The 22,083-nt window shown below is 65.4% G+C and carries 22 protein-coding genes; 10 read left to right on the top strand and 12 right to left on the bottom strand.

What is annotated here, in order from left to right; genetic code table 11:
• Nucleotides 1–32: 32 nt before the first annotated feature.
• Nucleotides 33–1,337, top strand: coding sequence for an aminotransferase class V-fold PLP-dependent enzyme (locus AC1DVA_RS18035; RefSeq protein ID WP_265050243.1), 1,305 nt, complete (start codon nt 33–35; stop codon nt 1,335–1,337).
• Nucleotides 1,338–1,463: 126 nt separating this feature from the next.
• Here AC1DVA_RS18035 and AC1DVA_RS18030 read toward each other — a convergent pair whose 3' ends face one another.
• From AC1DVA_RS18030 to AC1DVA_RS18015, 4 genes are all read right to left on the bottom strand, one after another.
• Entirely contained in the window at nt 1,464–3,086 is a 1,623-nt protein-coding gene (locus tag AC1DVA_RS18030; protein ID WP_265050242.1) for a peptide chain release factor 3, read from the bottom strand.
• 48 nt (nt 3,087–3,134) lie between these two features.
• Nucleotides 3,135–3,911: an ABC transporter permease gene (locus tag AC1DVA_RS18025; RefSeq protein WP_265050241.1), complete on the bottom strand. Its 777-nt coding sequence runs from the start codon at nt 3,909–3,911 to the stop codon at nt 3,135–3,137.
• Nucleotides 3,908–4,849, bottom strand: coding sequence for an ABC transporter ATP-binding protein (locus tag AC1DVA_RS18020; protein WP_265050240.1), 942 nt, complete (start codon nt 4,847–4,849; stop codon nt 3,908–3,910). Before AC1DVA_RS18020 ends, AC1DVA_RS18025 begins: the two co-directional genes overlap by 4 nt.
• A gap of 282 nt (nt 4,850–5,131) precedes the next feature.
• The gene (locus AC1DVA_RS18015) at nt 5,132–5,782 is read right to left on the bottom strand and encodes a hypothetical protein (RefSeq protein WP_476806785.1); all 651 of its coding nucleotides are present in this window, start codon (nt 5,780–5,782) and stop codon (nt 5,132–5,134) included.
• Nucleotides 5,783–5,987: 205 nt separating this feature from the next.
• On the opposite strand from AC1DVA_RS18015, the gene AC1DVA_RS18010 reads away from it, so the two are divergent.
• The 4 genes from AC1DVA_RS18010 to AC1DVA_RS17995 are packed head-to-tail and all read left to right on the top strand — an operon-like array spanning nt 5,988 to nt 8,943.
• A complete protein-coding gene (locus tag AC1DVA_RS18010; protein ID WP_265050238.1) occupies nt 5,988–6,356 on the top strand; it encodes a DMT family transporter in 369 nt (122 codons plus the stop codon).
• Between the two features lie 7 nt (nt 6,357–6,363).
• Nucleotides 6,364–6,489: a hypothetical protein gene (locus AC1DVA_RS18005; protein ID WP_476806784.1), complete on the top strand. Its 126-nt coding sequence runs from the start codon at nt 6,364–6,366 to the stop codon at nt 6,487–6,489.
• Nucleotides 6,490–6,493: 4 nt separating this feature from the next.
• Nucleotides 6,494–7,498, top strand: coding sequence for an NAD-dependent epimerase/dehydratase family protein (locus AC1DVA_RS18000; RefSeq protein ID WP_265050236.1), 1,005 nt, complete (start codon nt 6,494–6,496; stop codon nt 7,496–7,498).
• Nucleotides 7,495–8,943: an aspartate aminotransferase family protein gene (locus AC1DVA_RS17995; RefSeq protein WP_265050235.1), complete on the top strand. Its 1,449-nt coding sequence runs from the start codon at nt 7,495–7,497 to the stop codon at nt 8,941–8,943. Before AC1DVA_RS18000 ends, AC1DVA_RS17995 begins: the two co-directional genes overlap by 4 nt.
• A gap of 86 nt (nt 8,944–9,029) precedes the next feature.
• Here AC1DVA_RS17995 and AC1DVA_RS17990 read toward each other — a convergent pair whose 3' ends face one another.
• From AC1DVA_RS17990 to AC1DVA_RS17970, 5 genes are all read right to left on the bottom strand, one after another.
• The gene (locus AC1DVA_RS17990; RefSeq protein WP_476806783.1) at nt 9,030–9,323 is read right to left on the bottom strand and encodes a hypothetical protein; all 294 of its coding nucleotides are present in this window, start codon (nt 9,321–9,323) and stop codon (nt 9,030–9,032) included.
• Nucleotides 9,324–9,430: 107 nt separating this feature from the next.
• Nucleotides 9,431–10,744, bottom strand: a complete 1,314-nt coding sequence (locus AC1DVA_RS17985) for an FAD-binding oxidoreductase (protein ID WP_265050233.1) — start codon at nt 10,742–10,744, stop codon at nt 9,431–9,433.
• The gene (locus tag AC1DVA_RS17980) at nt 10,741–11,631 is read right to left on the bottom strand and encodes a UbiA family prenyltransferase (RefSeq protein WP_265050232.1); all 891 of its coding nucleotides are present in this window, start codon (nt 11,629–11,631) and stop codon (nt 10,741–10,743) included. The genes AC1DVA_RS17985 and AC1DVA_RS17980 overlap by 4 nt, the downstream gene beginning before the upstream one ends.
• 217 nt (nt 11,632–11,848) lie before the next feature.
• Nucleotides 11,849–12,733: a tellurite resistance TerB family protein gene (locus AC1DVA_RS17975; protein WP_476806782.1), complete on the bottom strand. Its 885-nt coding sequence runs from the start codon at nt 12,731–12,733 to the stop codon at nt 11,849–11,851.
• A 99-nt stretch (nt 12,734–12,832) separates the two neighbouring features.
• Complete coding sequence (locus AC1DVA_RS17970) at nt 12,833–13,303, bottom strand: Lrp/AsnC family transcriptional regulator (RefSeq protein WP_476806781.1); 471 nt, start codon at nt 13,301–13,303, stop codon at nt 12,833–12,835.
• 126 nt (nt 13,304–13,429) lie between these two features.
• Between AC1DVA_RS17970 and hppD the strand changes: the two genes are divergently transcribed.
• The gene (gene hppD / locus AC1DVA_RS17965; RefSeq protein ID WP_265050229.1) at nt 13,430–14,566 is read left to right on the top strand and encodes a 4-hydroxyphenylpyruvate dioxygenase; all 1,137 of its coding nucleotides are present in this window, start codon (nt 13,430–13,432) and stop codon (nt 14,564–14,566) included.
• 170 nt (nt 14,567–14,736) lie between these two features.
• Here the strand turns inward: hppD and AC1DVA_RS17960 are convergent, their stop codons facing one another.
• The 3 genes from AC1DVA_RS17960 to AC1DVA_RS17950 all read right to left on the bottom strand — a co-directional run bounded on the left by AC1DVA_RS17960 (nt 14,737) and on the right by AC1DVA_RS17950 (nt 17,421).
• The gene (locus tag AC1DVA_RS17960) at nt 14,737–15,540 is read right to left on the bottom strand and encodes an AprI/Inh family metalloprotease inhibitor (RefSeq protein ID WP_476806780.1); all 804 of its coding nucleotides are present in this window, start codon (nt 15,538–15,540) and stop codon (nt 14,737–14,739) included.
• Nucleotides 15,525–16,499, bottom strand: coding sequence for a 2-hydroxyacid dehydrogenase (locus tag AC1DVA_RS17955; RefSeq protein ID WP_265050227.1), 975 nt, complete (start codon nt 16,497–16,499; stop codon nt 15,525–15,527). Before AC1DVA_RS17955 ends, AC1DVA_RS17960 begins: the two co-directional genes overlap by 16 nt.
• A gap of 145 nt (nt 16,500–16,644) precedes the next feature.
• Nucleotides 16,645–17,421 (bottom strand): FadR/GntR family transcriptional regulator, encoded by a 777-nt coding sequence (locus AC1DVA_RS17950; protein ID WP_265050226.1) that lies wholly within the window; start codon nt 17,419–17,421, stop codon nt 16,645–16,647.
• A gap of 237 nt (nt 17,422–17,658) precedes the next feature.
• Between AC1DVA_RS17950 and AC1DVA_RS17945 the strand changes: the two genes are divergently transcribed.
• From AC1DVA_RS17945 to AC1DVA_RS17930, 4 genes are all read left to right on the top strand, one after another.
• Nucleotides 17,659–18,711, top strand: a complete 1,053-nt coding sequence (locus tag AC1DVA_RS17945; protein ID WP_265050225.1) for an ABC transporter ATP-binding protein — start codon at nt 17,659–17,661, stop codon at nt 18,709–18,711.
• A gap of 113 nt (nt 18,712–18,824) precedes the next feature.
• Complete coding sequence (locus tag AC1DVA_RS17940) at nt 18,825–20,126, top strand: ABC transporter substrate-binding protein (RefSeq protein ID WP_476806779.1); 1,302 nt, start codon at nt 18,825–18,827, stop codon at nt 20,124–20,126.
• Nucleotides 20,127–20,192: 66 nt separating this feature from the next.
• Nucleotides 20,193–21,149, top strand: a complete 957-nt coding sequence (locus tag AC1DVA_RS17935) for a carbohydrate ABC transporter permease (RefSeq protein ID WP_265050223.1) — start codon at nt 20,193–20,195, stop codon at nt 21,147–21,149.
• Entirely contained in the window at nt 21,142–22,044 is a 903-nt protein-coding gene (locus AC1DVA_RS17930) for a carbohydrate ABC transporter permease (protein ID WP_265050222.1), read from the top strand. Before AC1DVA_RS17935 ends, AC1DVA_RS17930 begins: the two co-directional genes overlap by 8 nt.
• Nucleotides 22,045–22,083 lie beyond the last annotated feature (39 nt).

The raw sequence follows: 22,083 nt of genomic DNA, 5'->3' as shown, positions 1-22,083 counted from the left end.
CCCTGCGCAAGCCGTCTCAGGAGATCACGAGCATGTCGAACCCGTTCCCGCAGACCAGCCGCCGTGCGCTGTTGCTTGGGTTGGGGACCGTTGCGCTGGCGGCTCATGCGGCGCCGGTTCTCGCGCGTTCGTTGCCGGCGCTGCCGACGTCGAACCTCGGAGCCGATACGAATTACTGGCAGGCCGTGCGCGGCCTCTACGGCGTCACGCCGGAGATGGTGAACCTCGAGAACGGCTATTGGGGCATAATGGCCGAGCCGGTGAAGGCGGAATACAAGCGCCTGACCGATTTCGTGAATTTCGAGAACACGGTCTATGCCCGGACGAAGATCGGCAAGGATCTCGACGACGTCCGCACGCCGCTCGCGGAATTTCTAGGCGTCGCCCGCGAGGAGATCGCGCTGTCGCGGGGCGCGACCGAGGCGCTGCAGGCCCTGATCTCCGGCTACAACAAGCTGAAGGCCGGCGACACCGTGCTCTATGCCGATCTCGACTATGATTCGATGCAGTACGCGATGAACTGGCTCAAGGACCGGCGCGGTGTCGAGGTCGCCAAGTTCGACATTCCCGAACCTGCGACGCGTCAGGCCGTGCTCGACGCCTATGACGCCGCGCTGAAGGCGAATCCCAAGACCAAGCTCCTTCTGCTGACCCATATCAGCCACCGCACCGGGCTGATGATGCCGGTGAAGGAGATCGCGGCCATGGCCCGGGCGCGCGGTGCCGATGTCATCCTCGACGCCGCCCATAGCTGGGGCCAGGTCGACTTCAGGGCCAAGGATCTCGGCGTCGATTTCATCGGCTTCAACCTGCACAAATGGATCGGCGCACCGCTCGGCGTCGGCATGATCTACATCGCCCGGGACCGCCTCGCCGACATCGACAGCTACATGGCCGACGAGGATTTCAAGGCCGACGACATTCGTTCGCGCCTGCATACCGGCACGCCGAATTTCGCGGCGCAGCTTGCCGTCCCGGCCGCGCTCGCCCTGCATCGGGAAATCGGGCCTCAGGCCAAGGAGGCGCGCTACCGCCACCTGCGCAATTACTGGGTCGCCAGGGCGCGCGAGCTGAAGGGCGTCGAGATCCAGACCCCCGACGATCCGGGCATGGTCGCCGGCATCACCTCTTTCGCGCTGGCCGGCAAGCGCTCGGCGGCGGACACCAACGCGATCGTCGCGGCGCTGCGTGACCAGCACAAGGTGATGACGGTGCGTCGCGGCGGTGTCGCCAAGGGCAACACCATCCGCATCTCGCCAGCGCCCTACATCATGGAAGCAGACCTCGACAGGTTCATCGCGGCGCTGGCGGTGGTGTCAGGCAATCGGGCGGGTTGAGCGGGAGGTCCGTCCCTCCTCCGAAGGGAGAAGGGAAGGCCAGCGCGGCTGATTTTTCACGGGAACGCACCGTCATCCCGGTCAAGCCCGGGATGACGCGATGGCTCCGGGCAAACGCAGCATGCTCTAGCCCTTCGTCACTTTCTGGTAGTCCTTCACGTCGGAGAAGGTGACGTCCGGAGCTCGCTCCGCATCGTATTTCAGCGTGAACTGGCTGGATGCCATGAAGACGGGATCGCCATCGAGATCGTCGGCCATCGAGGATGGCTTCAGGCCGACGAATTTCGCCAACGCCGCCTTGTCGTCCGAGGAGACCCAGCGCGCGATCGAGAACTGGCAGGGCTCGAAATCGACGGGGAGCGAATACTCGGCGTCCATCCGTTCCTTGAGCACGTCGAGCTGGAGCGCGCCGACGACGCCGACGATGGCCGGTGCGCCGTCATGCGGCAGGAAGAGCTGGACGACGCCTTCCTCGGCCATCTGCTGCAGCGCCTCGCGCAGCTTCTTGGCCTTCATCGCGTCCTTGAGCTTGACGCGGCGCAGGATTTCCGGCGCGAAGCTCGGCACGCCCTTGAAGACGATGTCCTCGCCCTCGGTCAGCGTGTCGCCGATGCGCAGGGTGCCATGGTTGGGCAGGCCGACGATGTCGCCGGCGAAGGCCTCCTCGGCGATCGAGCGGTCGCGGGCGAAGAAGAACTGCGGCGCGTTGAGCGGCATCGGCTTGGCCGTCCGCACCAGCTTCGCCTTCATGCCGCGGGTCAGCTTGCCCGAACACACGCGCATGAAGGCGATGCGGTCGCGGTGGTTCGGATCCATGTTCGCCTGGATCTTGAAGACGAAGCCGGTCATCTTCGGCTCGCCGGCCTCGACCGGGCGCTTGTCGGCCATCTGCGCGCGCGGGCTCGGGGCATAGGCGCCGAGCGCATCGATCAGGTCGCGCACGCCGTAGTCGCGCAGCGCGGCGCCGAAATAGAGCGGGGTCAGGTGGCCCTCGCGGAAGGCCTGGAGATCGAATGGCTTCAGGCCCTCGGCGGCAAGGAAGACCTCCTCGCGCCAGGTCTCGGCGGCGCCGTGCGGCAGCAGCTCGTCGAAGAGCGGATCGTCCCAGCCGGAGACGCGCTGATCCTCGGCGCGCTCGTCGCCCTTCTGGTTGCGGCGGAAGGTGTTGGCCTTGAGATCGTAGGTGCCGACGAATTCGCGTCCGCGCCCGACCGGCCAGGTCATCGGCGCGACGTCGAGCGCCAGCGTGGTCTCGATCTCGTTGATCAGGTCGAAGGGGTCGCGCGTCTCGCGGTCGACCTTGTTGATGAAGGTGACGATCGGGATGTCTCTGAGGCGGCAGACCTCGAAGAGCTTCTTGGTGCGGTCCTCGATGCCCTTGGCGGCGTCGATGACCATCACAGCGGAATCGACGGCGGTCAGCGTGCGGTAGGTGTCTTCCGAGAAGTCCTCGTGGCCTGGCGTGTCCAGCAGGTTGAAGACGTGGCCGCCATATTCGAAGGTCATCACCGAGGTGACGACCGAGATGCCGCGCTGGCGCTCGATCTTCATCCAGTCCGAGGAGGTCTGGCGGCGGCCCTGCTTGGCGCGCACCTCGCCGGCGAGCTGAATGGCGCCGCCAAAATAGAGCAGCTTCTCGGTCAGCGTCGTCTTGCCCGCGTCCGGGTGCGAGATGATGGCGAAGGTGCGCCGGCGCGCGTGAGGTGCAGCGTTGGCTGCAGCCGCCTCGATGGTCGAAAGATCGGTCATGGCCCGCTTCAAGACGGATGCGACGCGGAAGTCAACGGCGATGGGTGGTCAGTTCTTGAGCCGGTAGCCCGTCTTGAAGATCCAGCCGACGGCGGCGATGCATGCGACCAGGAACAGCACGGTCATGCCCAGGCTGACGCCGAGGCTGACATCGGCGAGCCCGAAGAAGCTCCAGCGGAAGCCGCTGATCAGATAGACGACCGGGTTGAACAGCGTCACCGTCCGCCAGAAGGGCGGCAGCATGCTGATCGAATAGAAGGAGCCGCCGAGGAAGGCGAGGGGCGTGACGATCAGCAGCGGGATGACCTGCAGCTTCTCGAAGCCATCGGCCCAGATGCCGATGATGAAGCCGAACAGGCTGAAGGTCGTCGCCGTCAGCACCAGGAAGAGCAGCATCATGAAGGGGTGCTCGATCCGGAGCGGCACGAAGAAGGTCGCGGTGGCCAGGATGATGAGGCCGAGCAGGATCGATTTCGTCGCGGCGGCGCCGACATAGCCGATCACAGCCTCCCACCAGGCGACCGGCGCCGAGAGAAGTTCGTAGATCGTGCCGGTGAACTTCGGGAAGTAGATCGCGAAGGAGGCGTTGGCGATGCTCTGCGTCAGCAGCGAGAGCATGATCAGGCCCGGCACGATGAAGGCGCCGTAGGGCACGCCCTCGATCGACTGCATGCGCGAGCCGATCGCACCGCCGAAGACGATGAAATAGAGCGAGGTCGAGAGCACGGGCGAGACGATGCTCTGCAATGGCGTGCGCCAGGTGCGCGCCATCTCGAAGCGGTAGATCGCGGCGATGGCGCGCGGATTGAAGCTCGCGGCGCTCATGCCCGCTCCCTCACCAGGCTGACGAAGATGTCCTCCAGCGAACTCTGGCTGGTGCTGAGGTCGCGGAAGCGGATTCCGGCTTCGGACAGGGTCTGGAGCAGCGTGGTGATGCCGGTGCGCTCGGCCTGCGTGTCATAGGTGTAGACGATCTCGTCGCCGCCGGCGGAAAGCCTGAGGTCGAAGCTCGCGAGAGCCTCCGGAAGTGCGGCGATCGGCTGCTGGAGCTGCAGCGCGAGCTGCTTCTTGCCGAGCTTGCGCATCAGCTCGGCCTTCTCCTCGACGAGGATGATCTCGCCCTTGGAGATGACGCCCACCCGATCAGCCATCTCCTCGGCTTCCTCGATGTAGTGGGTCGTCAGGATGATGGTGACGCCGTCATCCTTGAGCCGGCGCACCATCTGCCACATGTCCTGCCGCAGCTCGACATCGACGCCGGCCGTCGGCTCGTCGAGGAAGAGGATGCGCGGCTCGTGCGAGAGGGCCTTGGCGATCATCACGCGGCGCTTCATGCCGCCGGACAACATGCGGATCTGGCTGTCGCGCTTGTCCCAGAGCGAAAGGTCCTTGAGGATGTGCTCGATCCGGCCGGGATCCTTCGGCTTGCCGAACAGGCCGCGGCTGAAGTTGACCGTGCCCCAGACCGTTTCGAAGGCGTCGGTGGTCAGCTCCTGCGGCACGAGGCCGATGGCGGCGCGGGCCGCGCGGTAGTCGCGCAGGATGTCGTGGCCGTCGGCGAGGACGGTGCCGGTGCTCGGACGCACCAGGCCGCAGATGATGCTGATCAGCGTGGTCTTGCCGGCGCCGTTGGGCCCGAGCAGGGCGAAGATTTCGCCTCGCCTGATGTCGAGATCGACCGTCTTCAACGCGCTGAAGCCGGAATCATAGGTCTTGGACAGGCCGGAGACCGAGATGATCGGGGGTGCGGAGGATGGAGGCATGGAGCGCATATAGGCCAGGTTGGGCTGCGTTGCGACCGGAGAAGCATGCGGGTGAAACATGATGGCCTGTCAGCCGGTGGCGGTACTGCGTTCCAAAAGAAGAAGGCCGGGCAGGAGCCCGGCCTTGATCCATGAACGGGGCAAGGCCCTATTTCATGAAGAACCATAGCAGGATGATGATCGGGATCGGAACACCTACAAGCCACAGGACAATGGAACGCATTTGCAGCCCCTCGTTGGAACGATGATGCTGCGGCAACGCTCGGCAGTGGGCGAAAGTTCCTAGGTGCCGGTGGGCCCCAAAGTCAGCAGAGCCTCCGCGCTCGGGTGCCAGACAGGGCGATAGCCCTGCGTCAACGCCGCCAGCGTGGCGGGCGGGGTCAGGACGGTCGCCATCCCCTGCGGCCGGTCGCCCCGCGCGACATAGCCGGCCGGCGACCAGAGCAGGGCCGAGGTTCCGCGCAGCGCCAGAAACGACTTGCCATCGTCGGAAAGCAGCATCGCGCCGTCGGGCAGTTGCTCGGTGGCCAGCCGATGCGTGCGCTTCGTCCGGCCGATCCGGCGGTCGGCATCGAGGATGCGATCCATTTCGGGGAAGAGCGGGGTCTCCGTGAGCCCCAGCCCCTTCACGAGCGCATCGCGATAGGCGAGCGCGTCGCGGCGGCGGCATTCCATGCAGGGGCGGTGGCCGGCGGCGAACGCCGTCACCTCGTCGCAGAAGAACAGCTCGGTGTAGCCGCGGCCCCAGACCCGGCGCTGGCGGTCCTTGAAGGAGAGCACGCAGCAGAGCCAGTGATGCGTCGCCTGCAGGCGCGAGGGCACCTCCTGCCGTGCGGGATCGTGGAAGCGGCCGCCGCGATTGCCGAAGAACAGGCCGCGCGCCGGATCGGCGAAGAGCGTGCCGTCGGGCCTGACGCGGTTGGGAAGAGGCATGGCCGATCTCCGATCCGGGAGCCGGCAAGGTTATTCCGTCCGATGTCAGATGGCGTCAGCGATCTGATCAATGGCGAATTCCGATGATCGCAGCAGCTTCCCCTTAACGCTACGATCAAGTCGGTCCAGGTCCCTAAGGCATTTGAAGTATTTTCCGCTGCATTCCCATGGGCGACACAGCCATGCGGAGCCGGCCAGCACCACGATGAACACCTATCTTCCCCTGATCCTGTTCACGGTGCTGACCAATGCCGCCGCGCAGCTCATGCTGAAGCGCGGCATGAGCGGGGTCGGCTCGCTCGATGTCGCCGGCGACGGCCTGATCGGCACGGTCTTCCGTGTCGTCTTCAACCCCTTCGTCTTGGCTGGTCTATGCACCTTCGTCATCAGCATGGCCTCGCATCTGATCGTGCTGTCGAAGGTGCAGATCAGCTACGCCTACCCGTTCCTGAGCCTCGCTTATGTCGTGGTCGCGGCCTACGCCTACTTCGTATTCCACGAGGATCTGGGCGCCATGCGCATCGCCGGCATCGGCTTCATCGTGCTCGGCACCATCTTCATCGCACAAAGCTGAGGATATCATGGACCTGATCGTTCGCCTGTTCCTGCGCCTCGGCGCCCTGTTCGAGCCGCCGGCCGTGCCGCAGCCGATCCCCGTGCCCGTGCGCAACCGGCGCCCGCGCCTGCCGGTCGCTCCGAGGGGATGAGACGATGAAGCACATCATCATCGGCGGCGACGGCTTCGTCGGCTCGCATCTGGCGGCAGACCTGACCGCCATGGGCGAGGAGGTGCTGGTCGCGGACATCCAGAAGAGCGATCACCCGCATTACGCCACCGTGCCGTTCCTGAAGATCGACGTCACCCGGGCGGAAAGCGTCGAGAGCATTCCGCTCTCGCCGGCGGACGTGGTCTACAACCTCTCGGCCAAGATGCTGTCCCCGATCGTGACGCGCGCGGAACGCCACGACTTCTTCTGGCCGGTGAACTATCACGGCACCCAGAACATCCTGAGCTGGATGGAGAAGAACGGCGCCGACCGCCTCGTCCATTTCACCACCGACATGATCTATGGCCATTCGGTGCGGGTGCCGCAGGACGAGACGCATCCGGCCAAGCCGCTCGGCGAATATGGCGAGAGCAAGCTGGCGACCGAGCGCCTCGCCGATGACTACCGGGCGAAGGGTTTCCGCATTCCGATCTTCCGGCCGCGGCTGATCATCGGGCCGGGCCGGCTCGGCATCCTGATCAAGCTGTTCAAGCTGATCGACATGAACCTGCCGGTGCCGATGATCGGCGGGGGCAACAACCCCTACCAGTTCATCTCGGTCTTCGACTGCGCCAGCGCCTGCGTGGCGGCCTGGAAGGCCGGCTTCCCGAACGAGGCCTACAACCTCGGCTCCGACGATCCGCCGCCGGTGAAGAAGCTGCTCGGCGACCTGATCAGGCATGCGGGCTCGAAATCGATCCTGCTGCCGACGCCGGCCTCGCTGGTGAAGCTGACGCTCGATGCGCTCGACGCCGTCAACCTGCCGATCATGGACCCCGAGCAATACAAGATCGCCGACGAGATCTGCATCCTCGATACCTCCAAGGCCAAGCGCGAGCTCGGTTGGCGGCCGCAACATCGCGATGAGGACATGCTGCTCGCCGCCTATACCGAATATCGCAAGGCCAAGGACGGCCAGAAACAGGCCGAGAGGAGCCTCGCAGCATGAGCATGCCCGCCTTCAAGCACGAGGATGCCCCCATGACCGCCGCCCGGCCGCAGCTCATCAGCGTCGAAGCCGCCAAGCAGCTCGACGCGGCGCAGGTGAAGGAGCTCTTCGCCGCTCATATCAACCCCGGCCAGCTGCACTTCCTGAAGCTGCTCGGTTTCGACAAGATCCTCGTCGATCGTGCCGAGGGCATGCACTACATCACCAGGGACGGCCGCAAGATCCTCGATTTCTTCGGGGGCTTCTGCTCGGTCGCCTTCGGCCATAACCATCCGCGCATCGTTGCGGCCCGGCAGAAGTTCCAAGACGAGAACCGCCATGAGATCTGCATGGCCTTCATGTCGCAATACGCCGCGGCGCTGGCGAAGAACCTCGCCACCATCGCGCCTGGCGATCTCGACATGGTCTTCCTCGGCTCGACCGGCTCGGAGGCGATGGAAGCGGCGCTGAAGGTCGCCGAGCAGGCCCAGGGGCCGGCCAAGTCGAAGATCCTGCACGCCGCGAACTCCTTCCACGGCAAGACCAAGGGCGTGCTCTCGATCACGGATTCGACGCTCTACCAGTCGCAATTCAAGCTGGTCGAGAACCGGGTCAAGGTGCCGTTCGGCGACATCGCCGCGGTCCGGCAGGCGCTGGAAAGCGACCCCTCGATCGGCATCGTGGTGATGGAGACGATCCAGGGCGGCGGCGGCATCGTCGAGGCGCCGGAGGGTTTCTGGCGCGAGCTTCGGGCGCTCTGCGACAAGCATGGCGTGCTTTGGGTTGCCGACGAGGTGCAATGCGGGCTCGGCCGCACAGGACAGTTCTTCGCCTTCGAGCGCGACGGCGTGGTGCCTGATGTCACCGCGCTCGCTAAGGCGCTCGGCGGCTCCAAGGCGGCGATGGGCGCGATGATCGCGCGTCGCGAGATCTACATGAAGGCCTATGGCAAGCCGAAGAGCGCGCTGATCCATGCGCAGGCGACCTTCGGCGGCATGGGCGAAGCCTGCATCTCCTCCATCGAGGCCCTCAACGTCCTCTACGACGAAGACCTGATGGGAAATGCCCAGCGCCAGGGCGATTATCTGATCGAGCGACTGAACGGGCTTCGTGCGAAGTATCCGACCCTGCTGAAGGAGATCCGCGGCCGCGGGCTGATGATCGGGATCGAGTTCCAGGACATCAGCGAGACCATGCCTTTCGGGGTGAAGCAGATGGTCGCGCTGCTCGACGACAAGTTGAAGGGCTCGCTCTGCGGCTTCGTCGGCGCGTTGCTCCTGAAGGAGCACGACGTGCTCGTCGCCTTCACCGAGTACAACCGAAATGTCATCCGGCTGGAGCCGCCGCTGATCGTCACGCGCCAGCAGTGCGATCAGTTCCTCGCGGCGTTCGAGGATGTGCTGTCGCGCGGCGTTACCGGAATCGTCACCGGTTATCTGCGCAAGATCGCGGCCGCCAAGGGCTGACGACGCGAGCATCGCCAACAAAAAAGAGGCCGGCTTGCGCCGGCCTTTTGAGTGTGGGGTCTCGAAACAGGGTCGTCCAGGGAAGCTCAGTAGTAACCGCAGACCCGGCGGTAGCCGATGACGTTGCCCCAGCGGTCGAAGCGCTCGACCATGTCGCAGGAGCGGACGGGGGCAGCGTAGTAGCCGTAGCCATATGCCGGGCGAGCGGCCGAGGCGATGATGGCACCGGCGGCGAGCGCGCCGACCACACCGGCTCCGACGCCCCAGCCACCGTAGCCATAACCCCAGCGCGGGCGCGCCTCGGCGCCGGACGCGATCAGGGTGGTGGCCAGGGTCACGGCCGCGAGGGTGGCGGTCACGGTCTTGCGGAACGTCGTCATGCTCGTCTCTCCCGACTGTTGCGAGAGCGAACCTTCGCCCTCCATGCTCATTGGTCGCGGAGCCTGGCCGGAAGGTTCAAAGCCGATGTCGATTATTTTGGGAGGCCTCAGCCGGCGCTGACGCGCCGCCAGAAATCCGAGGAGAACCCCGGGTCGACATGAACAGCGAAGTCGCGCCAGCGGGGGAAGGAGGCCTCGAAAGTCGCCGCCGGCATGCGTGCATCCTTGTAGGGGCTGATCCTGCCGCGGGCGGCGATGGCGATACCGTCCAGTTCGGTCAGCAGCCTCGCCGTTCTTTCCCCGCGATTGGGAAAGTCGAGCGTCAGTGTCGCCCCTGGCATCGGGAAGGACATCAGGCCGGGAGAGGGCTTGTCGCCGAAGAGCTTCAGCACCGTGAGGAATGAGGACTCGCCGGCGGCCAATGTCCGGTGCAGCATCGCCGCGACGGCCTCATGGGCATGGGCCATCGGGATCACGCACTGGAATTGCCGCAGGCCTTGCGGGCCGTAGGCGCGGTTCCAGTCGCGGACCCGGTCGAGCGGATAGAAGAAGGGGCGATACGGCACGCGCCGGATCGAGCCGTCGCGGGGCTGGGCGTTCCGATAGAGCCAGTTGAAGGCGTGAAGCGTCATCCGGTTGATGAGGGGAACCGGAGGCTTCAGCGGAAAAGACAGGCCGCGCGCGCTGCGGGGCGCCGCTTCGCCCGTGGACGGTGCGTGGTTGGCACGGAAGAAGACGCCCCGCCCGAAATTGGGGCCGCTGGCCAGAGAGTCGATCCAGGCGACGGTGTAGTCATGGGTTGCGTCGGATTCGGCGGAGATCTCGAAGAAGCGGGCGAGCCCGTCGAAATGCAGCACCTCCTGCTCCATCTCGGCCGAGGCGATCGGCATCAGCTGCACGGTCACCTGCGTCACCAGCCCGGTGAGGCCGAGGCCGCCGACCGTCGCGGCGAAAAGCGCCGGGTTCAGATCCGGTGCACAGATCAGGCGCTGGCCATCGGAGCGCACCAGCTCCAGGGCGCGGACGTGGCGGCCGAAGGTGCCGGCTCCGTGATGGTTCTTGCCATGGACATCGTTGGCGAGCGCGCCGCCGATGGTGACGAAGCTGGTGCCGGGCGTGACCGGCGGAAACCAGCCGGCCGGCACGGTGAGTTCGAGCAGGCGGTCGAGCAGCAGGCCGGCCCCGCAGGTCAGCAGGCCGGTCTCGCGATCGAAGAACAGGATTTCGTCCATTCCGCGCGTGTCGATCAGCGCGCCGCCCTCGTTCAGGCAGGAATCGCCGTAGGAGCGGCCATTGCCGTAGGCGAGCGCAGGCTGCCGATAACGGCCAGGGGCATCGAGCCAATCCCGCGCATCGACGATCTCGCTGTCGCGGGCCGCGAGCCCGCCCCAGGAGCGGTAGTCGGCGAGGGGATCTGTCACGGCAGGAGTGTCGCCGCGATCATGATCGCGACCACCAGCAAGCCCATGACCTGACTGCGCCAGTCGCGGATCATGAAGACGAGCGGGTCGTCCGGCATGTGGCCGCGACGTGCCAGGAACCAGATCCGCGCCATCTGGTAGAGGATGATCGGGCAGACCAGCCAGATCAGCTCGGGGTGCCGGTAGAGCTGCTTCACATTGGCACTGTCGACATAGAGCGCCATGATCAGTGCGCAGGTGCAGCCCGACGCCATGCCGAGCTGGGAGAGGGCCTCGATGTCCTCGGCATGATAGCCGCGCCCGGCCTTCTTCAGCCCGGACTGATCCTGGGTGATCCTCAGCTCGGCATAGCGCTTCACCAGAGCGAGGCTGAGGAACAGGAACATCGAGAAGGCAAGCAGCCAGGACGAGACGGGGATGGCCGCGGCGGCATTGCCGGCGAGGATGCGCAGCGTATGCATGGCGGCGAGCCCAAGCACGTCGACCAGGAGCTTGCGTTTCAGGAACAGCAGATAGGCGAGCGCCAGGAAGAGATAGGCCAGCAGCGAAAGCGCGAAGATTTTCGGCTGCGGTACGAACATGACCGTAGAGAAGGCCGCGACGAGCAGCACGGGGACGGCAGCGTAAGCCTGCGTCTGCGTGATCTCGCCGGCTGCGAGCGGCCGCTTGCACTTCGTCGGATGGTGTCGATCGGCCTCGACATCCATGATGTCGTTCAGGAGATAGATCGCCGAGGCGATCAGGCTGAAGGCGACGAAGGCGATCAGGCCATGCCAGAGCGCCTCGATGTCGAAAACGTCATGGTTCAGCAGGATCGGAATGAAGACCAGGCCGTTCTTCAGCCAGTGAAGCGGCCGCATCGCCCAGATCATTGCGGTCAAAGACATAGCCCGGCCCGTCGCTCCTGCGCATGCGCCGGCGCGCATGGCAGGCCCGGCGGCCGGTTACCCCGGCGCGGGCGTTATCGGCGCCAAACTCCTAAACGGGGGTGCATATGGCGTCAAAAACGAGCACTGATTTCAAATCCATGCTTAACAGCCCGCTTCCGCAGGCGGCGAACCCCGGCTGCATCGCTTCCGGCGGGCGTTGCCTGAAGCGGCGTGTTCAGACCTTCGCGGCGCTGGCGGCGGCGTCGATATTGGCGACCAGCTCTGCGTCGAGCCCGAGAGAGCCGGCCAGACCGGCCAGGAAGTCCTTCTCGGGGGCGGTTTCAGGGTTGATGGCGATGCGCGCGGCCGTATAGATCTGCGCAGCGAGTTCCGGGCTTTCGGCGGCCTCGACGAGGGCATCGATCGATGCAGGATTCGCCATTTCCTTGGCCAGCCAGTCATGAGCCTCCCGGTCGAGGCCGGCTTCCTTGAGCCCACCGAGAATGGTGCTGCGCTCTTCCGTGTCGATATGCCCATCGGCGGCAGCCGCGGCGATCATGGCGCGGATGAAGACGAGGGCGGTGGCTTCGCTCGCCGCCTGCGGCTCGAAGCCGGTGCCGGCGGGGGCTGGCAGAACCTCCTGCTGGCGGCTGTCGAGCAGCGGCTTTCCGGCCTGGTAGTTCTGGTAGGCCTTGTAGGCGAGGCCGCCGATCAGCGCGAGACCGCCGAGCTTTGCGGCCGAACCTGCCACGGAGCGCCCGGTGCTGGTGCCGAACACCAGCGCGCCGAGGCCGCCGAGCACGGCCGTCGCCAGCGCAGGGTTGCTGCTGAACAGGCCCTTCGCCTGCTCGATGAGCTGGTCGGGCGTCCGGCCGCCCGTGACCTTGCCGAGGGCGTCGTTGGCGCCCTGCTGCACGCCGGTCTGGCGCGCGGCGTCGCCGACGCCCTGCGTAGCCTGGGTCATGATCTGGCCGGCAAGACCGCCGAGACCGCCCGAACGCTGCACCTGCTCCGCCAGACCGCCCAGCATCCCGCCAAGGCCACCCTGCTGCCCCGCCTGCGCACCTGCCTGGCTGCCGGCGCTGATCAGGGCGTCGAGCAGCGATTTGGCATTGAACATGGGAGTCTCCTGTCGTGGCGCAGTGCAATATGGAGCGGTCGGGATCGATCAGCATTATGAAAGCGGCATGACAATGGAGCAGTCTGCATGGGCTTTGCGCTATGTCATGGGCAGCGGCAGTAGCCCCGGCTCCTTCAGCGTCTCGAGCGCGATCTCGGAGCGAACGCGCGCCACGCTTTCATGCGGCATCAGGATTTCGTTGAYGAGCCGGGCGAGCGCCTTGAGGTCGCCGACCGCGACCTTCAGCAGGTAATCCGCCTCGCCGGTCAATGCGTGGGCTTCGAGGATCGACGGGGTCAGCCGGACGAGATCGCGGAAGCGCCGGGCGTTGTCGCGCGAATGGGTATCGAGCGCGACATGGATGAACACGATGACGCCGAGGCCCACGGCGGCGGGTTCCAGCGCGGCGCGATAGCCGCGGATGACGCCATCCTGCTCCAGGCGCTGGCGGCGGCGCGAGACCTGGCTGGCGGAGAGCCCGATCTGCTCCGCAAGGGCGGCGTTGGTCAGCGAGGCGTCGCGCTGCAAGGCATCGAGCAGGCGCCAGTCGAGTGTGTCGAGAGTGGTCATATCGTGCGCTGTTTCGATCTGCTACGCGCGGATGATGCATCATTTGCGAGTCTGCGTACAGATTTGCACGCCTCATTCTCCTTTTCTGCGCGACCATGGGCCATCAACAGAACAGGAGGAATGTCCATGGGCCCCTTTCCGCATGATGCCGCTCCGCCCGAAATCTCCGATGCCAATCCGATGGGGACGGATGGCTTCGAGTTCGTCGAGTTCGCCCATCCCGAGCCTGAGAAGCTCGGCGCCCTGTTCGAGACGATGGGTTTCCAGCCGGTCGCCCGCCATCGCTCGAAGCAGGTGACGCTCTACCGGCAGGGCGACGTCAATTTCGTCGTCAATGCCGAGCCGGATTCCTTCGCCCAGGCCTTTGCGGCGGAGCACGGCCCCTGTGCCTGCGCGATGGCGTTTCGCGTCGTCGACGCCCAGCATGCCTTCGAGCGGGCGGTGTCGCTCGGTGCCGAACCCTATGAAAGCGCGATCGGCCCCGGCGAACTCGCGATTCCGGCCGTGCGCGGCATCGGCGGATCGCTGCTCTACTTCGTCGATCGCTATGGCGAGAAGGGCTCGATCTGGGATGTCGATTTCGAGTGGCTGGGAGAGCGCGATCCGCATCCCGAACAGGCCGGGATGTATTACCTCGACCACCTGACCCACAATGTCATGCGCGGCCGCATGGATCATTGGGCCGATTGGTACGGCGAGCTCTTCAACTTCCGCGAGATCCGCTTCTTCAACATCGAGGGCAAGTTGACCGGCCTGATCTCGCGGGCGCTGACCTCGCCCTGCGGCAAGATCCGCATCCCGATCAACGAGTCGCTCGACGACAAGAGCCAGATCGAGGAATACCTGCGCCAGTACAAAGGCGAGGGCATCCAGCATGTCGCCCTCGGCGCGCGGGATATCTATGCCAGCGTCGAGCAACTGCGCCGCAACGGCCTGCCCTTCATGCCGGCGCCGCCCGAGACCTATTACGAGAAGGTCAACGGCCGCGTGCCGAACCATGGCGAGCCGGTCGATCGGCTGAAGGCCACCGGCATCCTGATCGACGGGGAGGGCGCGGTCGCACTTGGCGAAAAGGCAGGCAGGATGAGCAAGGTGCTCCTGCAGATATTCTCGGGAACCGTGCTCGGGCCGATCTTCTTCGAGTTCATCCAGCGCAAGGGCGACGACGGCTTCGGCGAGGGCAATTTCCGCGCGCTCTTCGAGTCGATCGAGGAAGACCAGATCCGCCGGGGCGTGCTGAAGCCTGCGGAAGCGGCGGAATAGGGCTTCGGCCGGAGGCGCTGGATCGCGCCGTCTTTCGACGTAAATGTGCCGTCATTCCGGGCTTGGCCCGGAATCCATCTTAGAGCGCAGAGCCCTCAGATGGATTCCGGTCGGCGCCGCTAACGCGGCTTGTCCGGAATGACGGTGTTTCCGTACAAAACGAGCAAGCGCTACGGATTGAGTTTGCGCATCAGCAGGGGCGCGCCGACCGCAGGGTCCTTGCGCCACTGGCCGTTCTCGAAGACCAGATCGGTGCCGTGGCCGCGGCGCGCCACCAGCGTGAGCCTGCCGCCGGCATAGCGCCAGCCGGCAGGGTCGAAGATCGTGAGCCCGGTATCCTGGCAGGAACCCTCGAAGGCGGCCGTCGCGCTCCCGTTCGCCGATGGCGGGGAAAGGACGAGGCGGCAGGCTTCGCGATTCTGCTGGCGCATCACCGAATAGCGCCCGGGCAATGCCTCGGCCGCCGGCGCTTTCGCCGGGTCGACGATCGTTGGACGCTGGGCGGCCGTCGCCGCGGCGGCTGCGGAGTTCGAAGGCCGGGGCGCTGCGGCGCGCGGATGATCCTTCGAGACCAGCCGATAGGCTTTTCCATCGCGCCCCTTGCCGTCGCTGCCGGCTTCGGGAGAGCCTTTCTGAAAGCCGATCACTTCCTTGCCGCCGGCGTCAAGCAGCAGTGGTTGCCCGTTCGCGGCCAGCGTCCACGCCGCAGCCGTGTCGAGGATCGGCAAAGCGCGCCGGCAGGTAGCGGGGAAGCGGAGCTGGCGTACATTGCCGGTGGTTTCCGCCCCGAGAGTGACGGTGCAACTGCGCGTCGCACCCTCCATTTCGAGATCCCAGGCGCCGAGCCAGCGGCGGATCGCCTCCGGGGCCTTGTCGGCGCCGCGTGGAAGCGGCGCCGTCTGGGCGATGGCCGGCAGGCTGCCGGCGCCGAGGAGGATGAGCGGCAGCAGCCGGCGAATCAGGCCTTTTTCCATGGGGTCTCCGGCACGGGCGTCAGCGGGCCCTTGCCATCGAACCATGAAACCAGATTGTCGACCAGAAGCTGGCCCATCGCCTCGCGGGTGTGGACCGAGGCCGAGCCGACATGGGGCAGCAGCACGGCATGCTCGATCGCGATCAGCTCGGCCGGCACGCGCGGCTCGTCCTCGAAGACGTCGAGGCCGGCGGAGAGGATAGTCTTGTCCTGCAGCGCCTTGATCAGCGCCTGCTCGTCGATCACGGTGCCGCGGCCGACATTGACGACGATACCGTTCGGTCCGAGCGCCTTCAGTACCTCGGCGTTGATGATGTGGTGCGTCGAGGCCCCACCCGGCGCGACCGAGATCAACGTGTCGACATCCGCGGCCATCTCGACGAGCGACGGATAATAGCGATAGGCCACGTCCTCCTGGCGCGAGCGGCCGTGATAGGCGACCGAGAGCCCGAAGGCTTCGAGACGATGCGCGACGGCCTTGCCGATGCGGCCGAGGCCGACGATGCCGACCGAACGCTTCCGCAGCGAGGTCGTCAGCGGATAGTTGGCCTTCAGCCACTTGCCCTCGCGCAGGTAGCGGTCGACCTGCGGCAACTGGCGGACGGTGGCGAGCAGGAGGCCGATCGCGAGATCGGCGACCTCGTCGGTCAGCACGTCGGGCGTGTTCGTCACGACAACGCCACGCCGGCCGGCTTCGGCCGCGTCGACGTGATCGTAGCCGACGCCGAAGCTGGATGCGATCTCGAGCTTGGGAAGCGCGTCGAAGAGTGCGACATCGACCCGGTTGTGCCCGCCGCCGGCCGCGACGCCGCGCACGCGGCCCGAGACCTGCCGCAGCAGGGCGGCGTGGTCCGGCGCATTCCAGAGTTCATGCACGACGAAGCGGCTTTTCAGCTGATCGGCGGCATAGGCCATCAGCGGGCCGGTCTGGATGATCTCGGGCTTGTCGGAGGCTGTCATCTCGCGCTGTCCATCAGTCTGGGAGGAACGTTGATTCGTGGCTTATGAATCGATTAAAATGAAACTACGCAGCTTGGCAGGCCAATCTAGCCGTGCCGTCGCATAAGCGATACCCGAAGACGCCCCGCAGCAGAGCGCCGGGCGCTTATTTAGTATGCTTTATTCGCATGATTTTTCCGGTCTCCGTGGCGTTGTGCGTGCCGATGGAGGCCAGGGTCGTGTTCAGGCTATCGATCACCAGCCCGGCCATGCGGGCCGAGGCCAGATCGCCGTCGCGGTCGATGATGGCGAGCAGCACATGCTCGTGATCGGGCAGGGACTCGACATAGGCGACCTCGTCGCCGGTCTTGAGCAGCAGCGACCATTGCAGCGTGGCGATGACGGCGCTGGCGAGGCATTGCAGCGCCGCATTCTGCGCCGCGGAGAAGATCGCTTCATGGAAAGCAAGATCGGCGCGGATCGTCGCTTCGGCATAGGGCGGATTGTCGACCATGCCGCGATAGGCCGCCTCGATCCGGGCGATGTCGGCGGAGGTCCGGCGCTGGGCGGCGAGCCGGGCCGCGCTGGGCTCGACGAAGCGGCGCAACTCGAAGAGATCGCGAATGAATCGCTCGTTCGGGTCGGCCTCGAAATGCCAGGAGAGGACGTCCGGATCGAGCAGATTCCAGCGTTCGCGCGACGCGGCGCGGGTGCCGCTCTTCGGGCGGGCCTCCACCAGCCCCTTGGCCGTCAGGACCTTGACCGCCTCGCGGTAGGCGGTGCGCGAAACCGAGATGTCCGAGCGCAGATCGTCCTCGTTGGGCAGGACCTCGCCCGCCTTCACGCGGCCGGTGATGATCGCGACCGCGAGCTTCTGTGCGACCTGGCCGAAGAGGCGGTCCGGATTGAGAGTCGTCGGCCGCGAGAAGTCGCGCACGCGCATCGGTAGCCCCTCCCTCGATCGCCTCGCCGCGGCCCCGTATCGGGCGCGAGGTGCAGGCCATGGCGGCGCTTGACACGCCCGCTTCTATCGTATGACTTTATCGCAGACTGGAACGGACACAATCGCCAGAAGCAGGCGAGGTCCGCTTTCATCATTCGGTCACAAGAAACCGATTGTGGTCGCTAACTGCCTGCTCGACGGGCGGTGCGACAGGGAACGGAAAGCAGGGAAGACGGCATGGCTTCAGTCCAGATCGCCGATGTACGCAAGGCGTACGGGTCTACGCAGGTCATCCACGGCGTCGACATCGACATCAACGACGGCGAATTCGTCATCCTCGTCGGCCCCTCGGGCTGCGGAAAGTCGACGCTGCTGCGGATGATCGCCGGGCTCGAGAACATCTCGGGCGGCGAGATCCGGATCGGGCCGCGCGTGGTGAACGACGTGCCTCCGAAGGAGCGCGACATCGCCATGGTGTTCCAGAACTATGCGCTCTATCCGCATATGACGGTCGCCGACAACATGGCCTTCTCGATGAAGCTCCGGAAGGCGCCGAAGGCCGAGATCGACGAGCGCGTCAACAAGGCGGCGCAGATCCTCGGGCTGAACAATCTGCTCGAGCGCTTTCCGCGCCAGCTCTCGGGCGGCCAGCGGCAGCGCGTCGCCATGGGTCGCGCCATCGTCCGCGATCCGCAGGTCTTCCTGTTCGACGAGCCGCTCTCGAACCTCGATGCCAAGCTGCGCGTTCAGATGCGCACCGAGATCAAGGAATTGCACCAGCGGCTGAAGACCACGACGGTCTACGTCACGCACGACCAGATCGAGGCCATGACCATGGCCGACAAGATCGTCGTCATGCATGACGGCATCGTCGAGCAGATGGGCGCGCCGCTCGATCTCTACGACAATCCGGCGAACCTGTTCGTCGCGGCCTTCATCGGCTCGCCGTCGATGAACCTGCTCAAGGGCAAGATCACGGCCAACGGCTTCGAGACCGAAGGCGGCGTCGTCTGGCCGATCGGCCAGCATCCGGCGGATTCCGAAGGGCGCGCGGCCGTGCTCGGCATCCGCCCCGAGCACTTCCAGCTCGATCCGAATGGCCTGAAGGCCCAGGTCGCGGTCGTCGAGCCGATGGGCTCGGAGACGCAGGTCGTCGTCCGCTGCGGCGGGCAGGACCTGACCTGCATCTTCCGTGAGCGCATCACCGCCAAGCCGGGCGAGACCATCGGCATCACGCCCGACACCAGCGTGACGCATCTCTTCGACGCTGCGACCGGCAAGCGGCTCTAACGAATTCGCCGCCCGCGAGCCGGGCGGCGGATGACGGCTGTCCAATGCCCATAATCCATGCAGGACGGAGGTCCCATGCAGGCCTCCGCCGCGCCAACGGAGGAGACGGTTTCATGAGCATTTCCAGAAGAGACGTGCTGATCGGCGCGGGGCTTGCAGCAGGGGCCACGCTGCCGCTGGCGCCTGCGATAGCACAGGCCAATATCGAGAAGGGCGCGACACTGCGTGTCCTGCGCCCGACCAAATTCGTCGATCCCGACCAGGCGATCTTCAACGAGAACACCGAGGCCTTCACCAAGGCGACGGGCGTGCCGGTCCGGGTCGACTATGCCGGCTGGGAAGACCTGCGGCCGCAGACGGCGGTCACCGCCAATACCGGTGCCGGGCCCGATATCGTCGTCGGCTGGGCGGATGATCCGCACATCTTCTCCGACAAGTTGATCGACCTCACGCCGATCGCCGAGGATCTCGGCAAGAAATATGGCGGCTGGTACCCGATCGCCGAGAAATACGGCAAGAAGGACAAGACCAACCAGTGGATCTCGATCCCGATGGGCGCTTCCGGCGCGCCGGCGGTGTATCGCGAATCCTGGGTCAAGGAAGCGGGCTTCGATACCTTCCCGAAGGATCTCGACGGCTTTCTCAACCTCTGCCGCAAGCTCAAGGCCAACGGCCATCCGGCCGGCTTCGCGCTCGGCAACGCGGTCGGCGACGGCAACGCCTTCTGCAACTGGCTCGTCTGGACCCATGGCGGCTACATGGTCGACGAGAACAACAAGGTCGCGATCAATTCGAAGGAGACGGTCGCGGCACTGAAATACGCCAAGGCGCTCTACGAGACCTTCATTCCCGGCACGCTCTCCTGGCTCGACATCAGCAACAACAAGGCGCTGACGGCCGGCGAAATCGGCGTCACCCAGAACGGCGTCTCACTCTACTTCTCGATCAAGAACTCGAAGGACGAGAAGACCGCGGCGATCGCCAAGGACCTGAACCACGCGACCATGCCGGTCGGCCCGTTCGGACGCCCGTCCGAGCCTGCCCTGGTGATCAACGCCATGGCGTTCAAACACACCAAGTTCCCGAACGCGGCCAAGGAATATCTCCGCTTCATGATGGAGAAGGAGCAGTACGACAAGTGGCTGACCGGCTGCTTCGGCTACTGGACCCAGCCGCTGAAGGGCTTCGCCGAGAGCAAGGTGTGGTCGGGCGACCCGAAGATCCTGGTCTATCGCGACACCTGGGAGCGCGCGCTCTGGAGCGGCTACAAGGGCTCGATCAACGAGGCCGCCGGCACGGTCAACGCCGAATACGTCGTCGTCCAGATGGTCGCCTCGGTCTGCGCCGGCCAGGCGACGCCGGAGGAAGCCGCTGCTGAAGCCGAGCGCCGCGCCAAGCGCTACTATCGGACCTGACCCGCTTTTCCCGGCCGCCGTCCATGGTCGGCGGCCGGGAATGCCGGTCCAAAATGCGAGCGCGCCATGGCGATAGCTGCCGTCGAATCGCGAACCGTCTACAGCCTGCAGCAAAACTGGCTGGTGCGTCTGTTCGACTATAAACCGTTCCTGATCTTCCTCTGCCTGCTGCCCGCGGCGGGCTTCCTGCTGGTCTTTCTCAGCTACCCGCTGGGCCTGGGCATCTGGCTCGCCTTCACCGATACGCGCATCGGCCGCGCCGGTAATTTCATCGGGTTCGAGAATTTCCAATCGCTCTGGTACGACCGGGTCTTCATCACCGCAGTCTGGAACACGCTGCTCTATACGGGGGTGGCGACGATCGGGAAATTCGCCCTCGGCCTGTGGCTGGCGTTGCTGCTCAACAACCATCTGCCGATGAAGTCGCTGCTGCGGGCGATCATCCTGATTCCCTGGATCGTGCCGACGGTGCTCTCGGCCATCGCCTTCTGGTGGATCTACGATCCGCAGTTCTCGATCATCTCCTACGTGCTGGTCGACGTGCTCGGCTGGCGCGACACCTATATCGACTTCCTCGGACAGCCCTGGCCGGCGCGCTTCTCGCTGATCGCGGCGAATATCTGGCGCGGCATCCCCTTCGTCGCGATCTCGCTTCTCGCCGGCCTGCAGACCATCTCGCCGGCGCTGTACGAAGCAGCGATGCTCGATGGCGCCAATGCCTGGCAGCGCTTTCGGCACGTGACCTTCCCGATGCTGATGCCGATCCTGGCGATCGTGCTGACCTTCTCGGTGCTGTTCACCTTCACCGATTTCCAGCTCGTCTACGCCATCACCCGCGGCGGACCGGTGAACGCGACGCATCTGATGGCGACGCTCGCCTTCCAGCGCGGCATTCCAGGCGGTCAGCTCGGCGAGGGCGCGGCGATCGCGGTGGCGATGATCCCGTTCCTCGTGATGGCGACGCTGTTCAGCTATTTCGGCCTTGCCCGGCGCAAGTGGCAGCAGGGGGAAGACAATGACTGATCAGGCCCTCAGCGCGCGTCCGCATCTCAAGGACAAGGAGCGTGAAGGCGTCATCGACTGGTCGTCCGGCCCGCGGCGCTTCATCATGCTGTACCTGCCGCTGTCGCTCTTCCTGCTCGTGCTGCTGTTCCCGTTCTACTGGATGGCGATCACCGCGATCAAACCGAACGCGGAGCTGCTCGACTACAAGAACAACAACCCGTTCTGGGTGAAGTCGCCGACGCTCGAGAACATCAACAAGCTGCTGTTCCAGACCGATTATCCGCAATGGCTCTGGACCACGATGATGGTCGCGGCGGTGGCGACTGCGCTCTCGCTGTTTTCCAGCGTGCTCGCCGCCTATGCGATTCAGCGGCTGCGGTTCAAGGGCTCGCAATATGTCGGACTCGCGATCTATCTCGCTTATCTCGTGCCGCCCTCGATTCTGTTCATCCCGCTGGCGACGCTGATCTTCCAGTTCGGCCTGTTCGACTCGCCGCTGGCGTTGATCCTGACCTATCCGACCTTCCTCATCCCCTTCTGCACCTGGCTCCTGATCGGCTATTTCAAGTCGATCCCCTATGAGCTCGAGGAATGCGCGATGATCGACGGGGCGACGCGGCTGCAAACCCTGTGGCGCATCACCTTGCCGCTCGCCATGCCCGGCCTGATCTCGGCCGGCATCTTCGCCTTCACCCTGTCCTGGAACGAGTTCATCTACGCGCTCGCCTTCATCCAGTCGGCGGAGAAGAAGACGGTGCCGGTCGCGGTGCTGACCCAGCTCGTGGAGGGCGACGTCTATCACTGGGGCTCGCTGATGGCCGGCGCGCTCTTGGGCTCGATCCCGGTCGCGATCCTCTATTCCTTCTTCGTCGACTATTACGTTGCCTCGATGACGGGTGCGGTGAAGGAGTAACCGGCTTCGGCGCCGGCCTGGCGCGGGCCGGCTTCCCCC

Source organism: Allobosea sp. P4_C6, from assembly GCF_056402015.1.
Note: the sequence above shows the minus strand (reverse complement) of the source record. Positions and strands in the feature narration are given on the sequence as shown.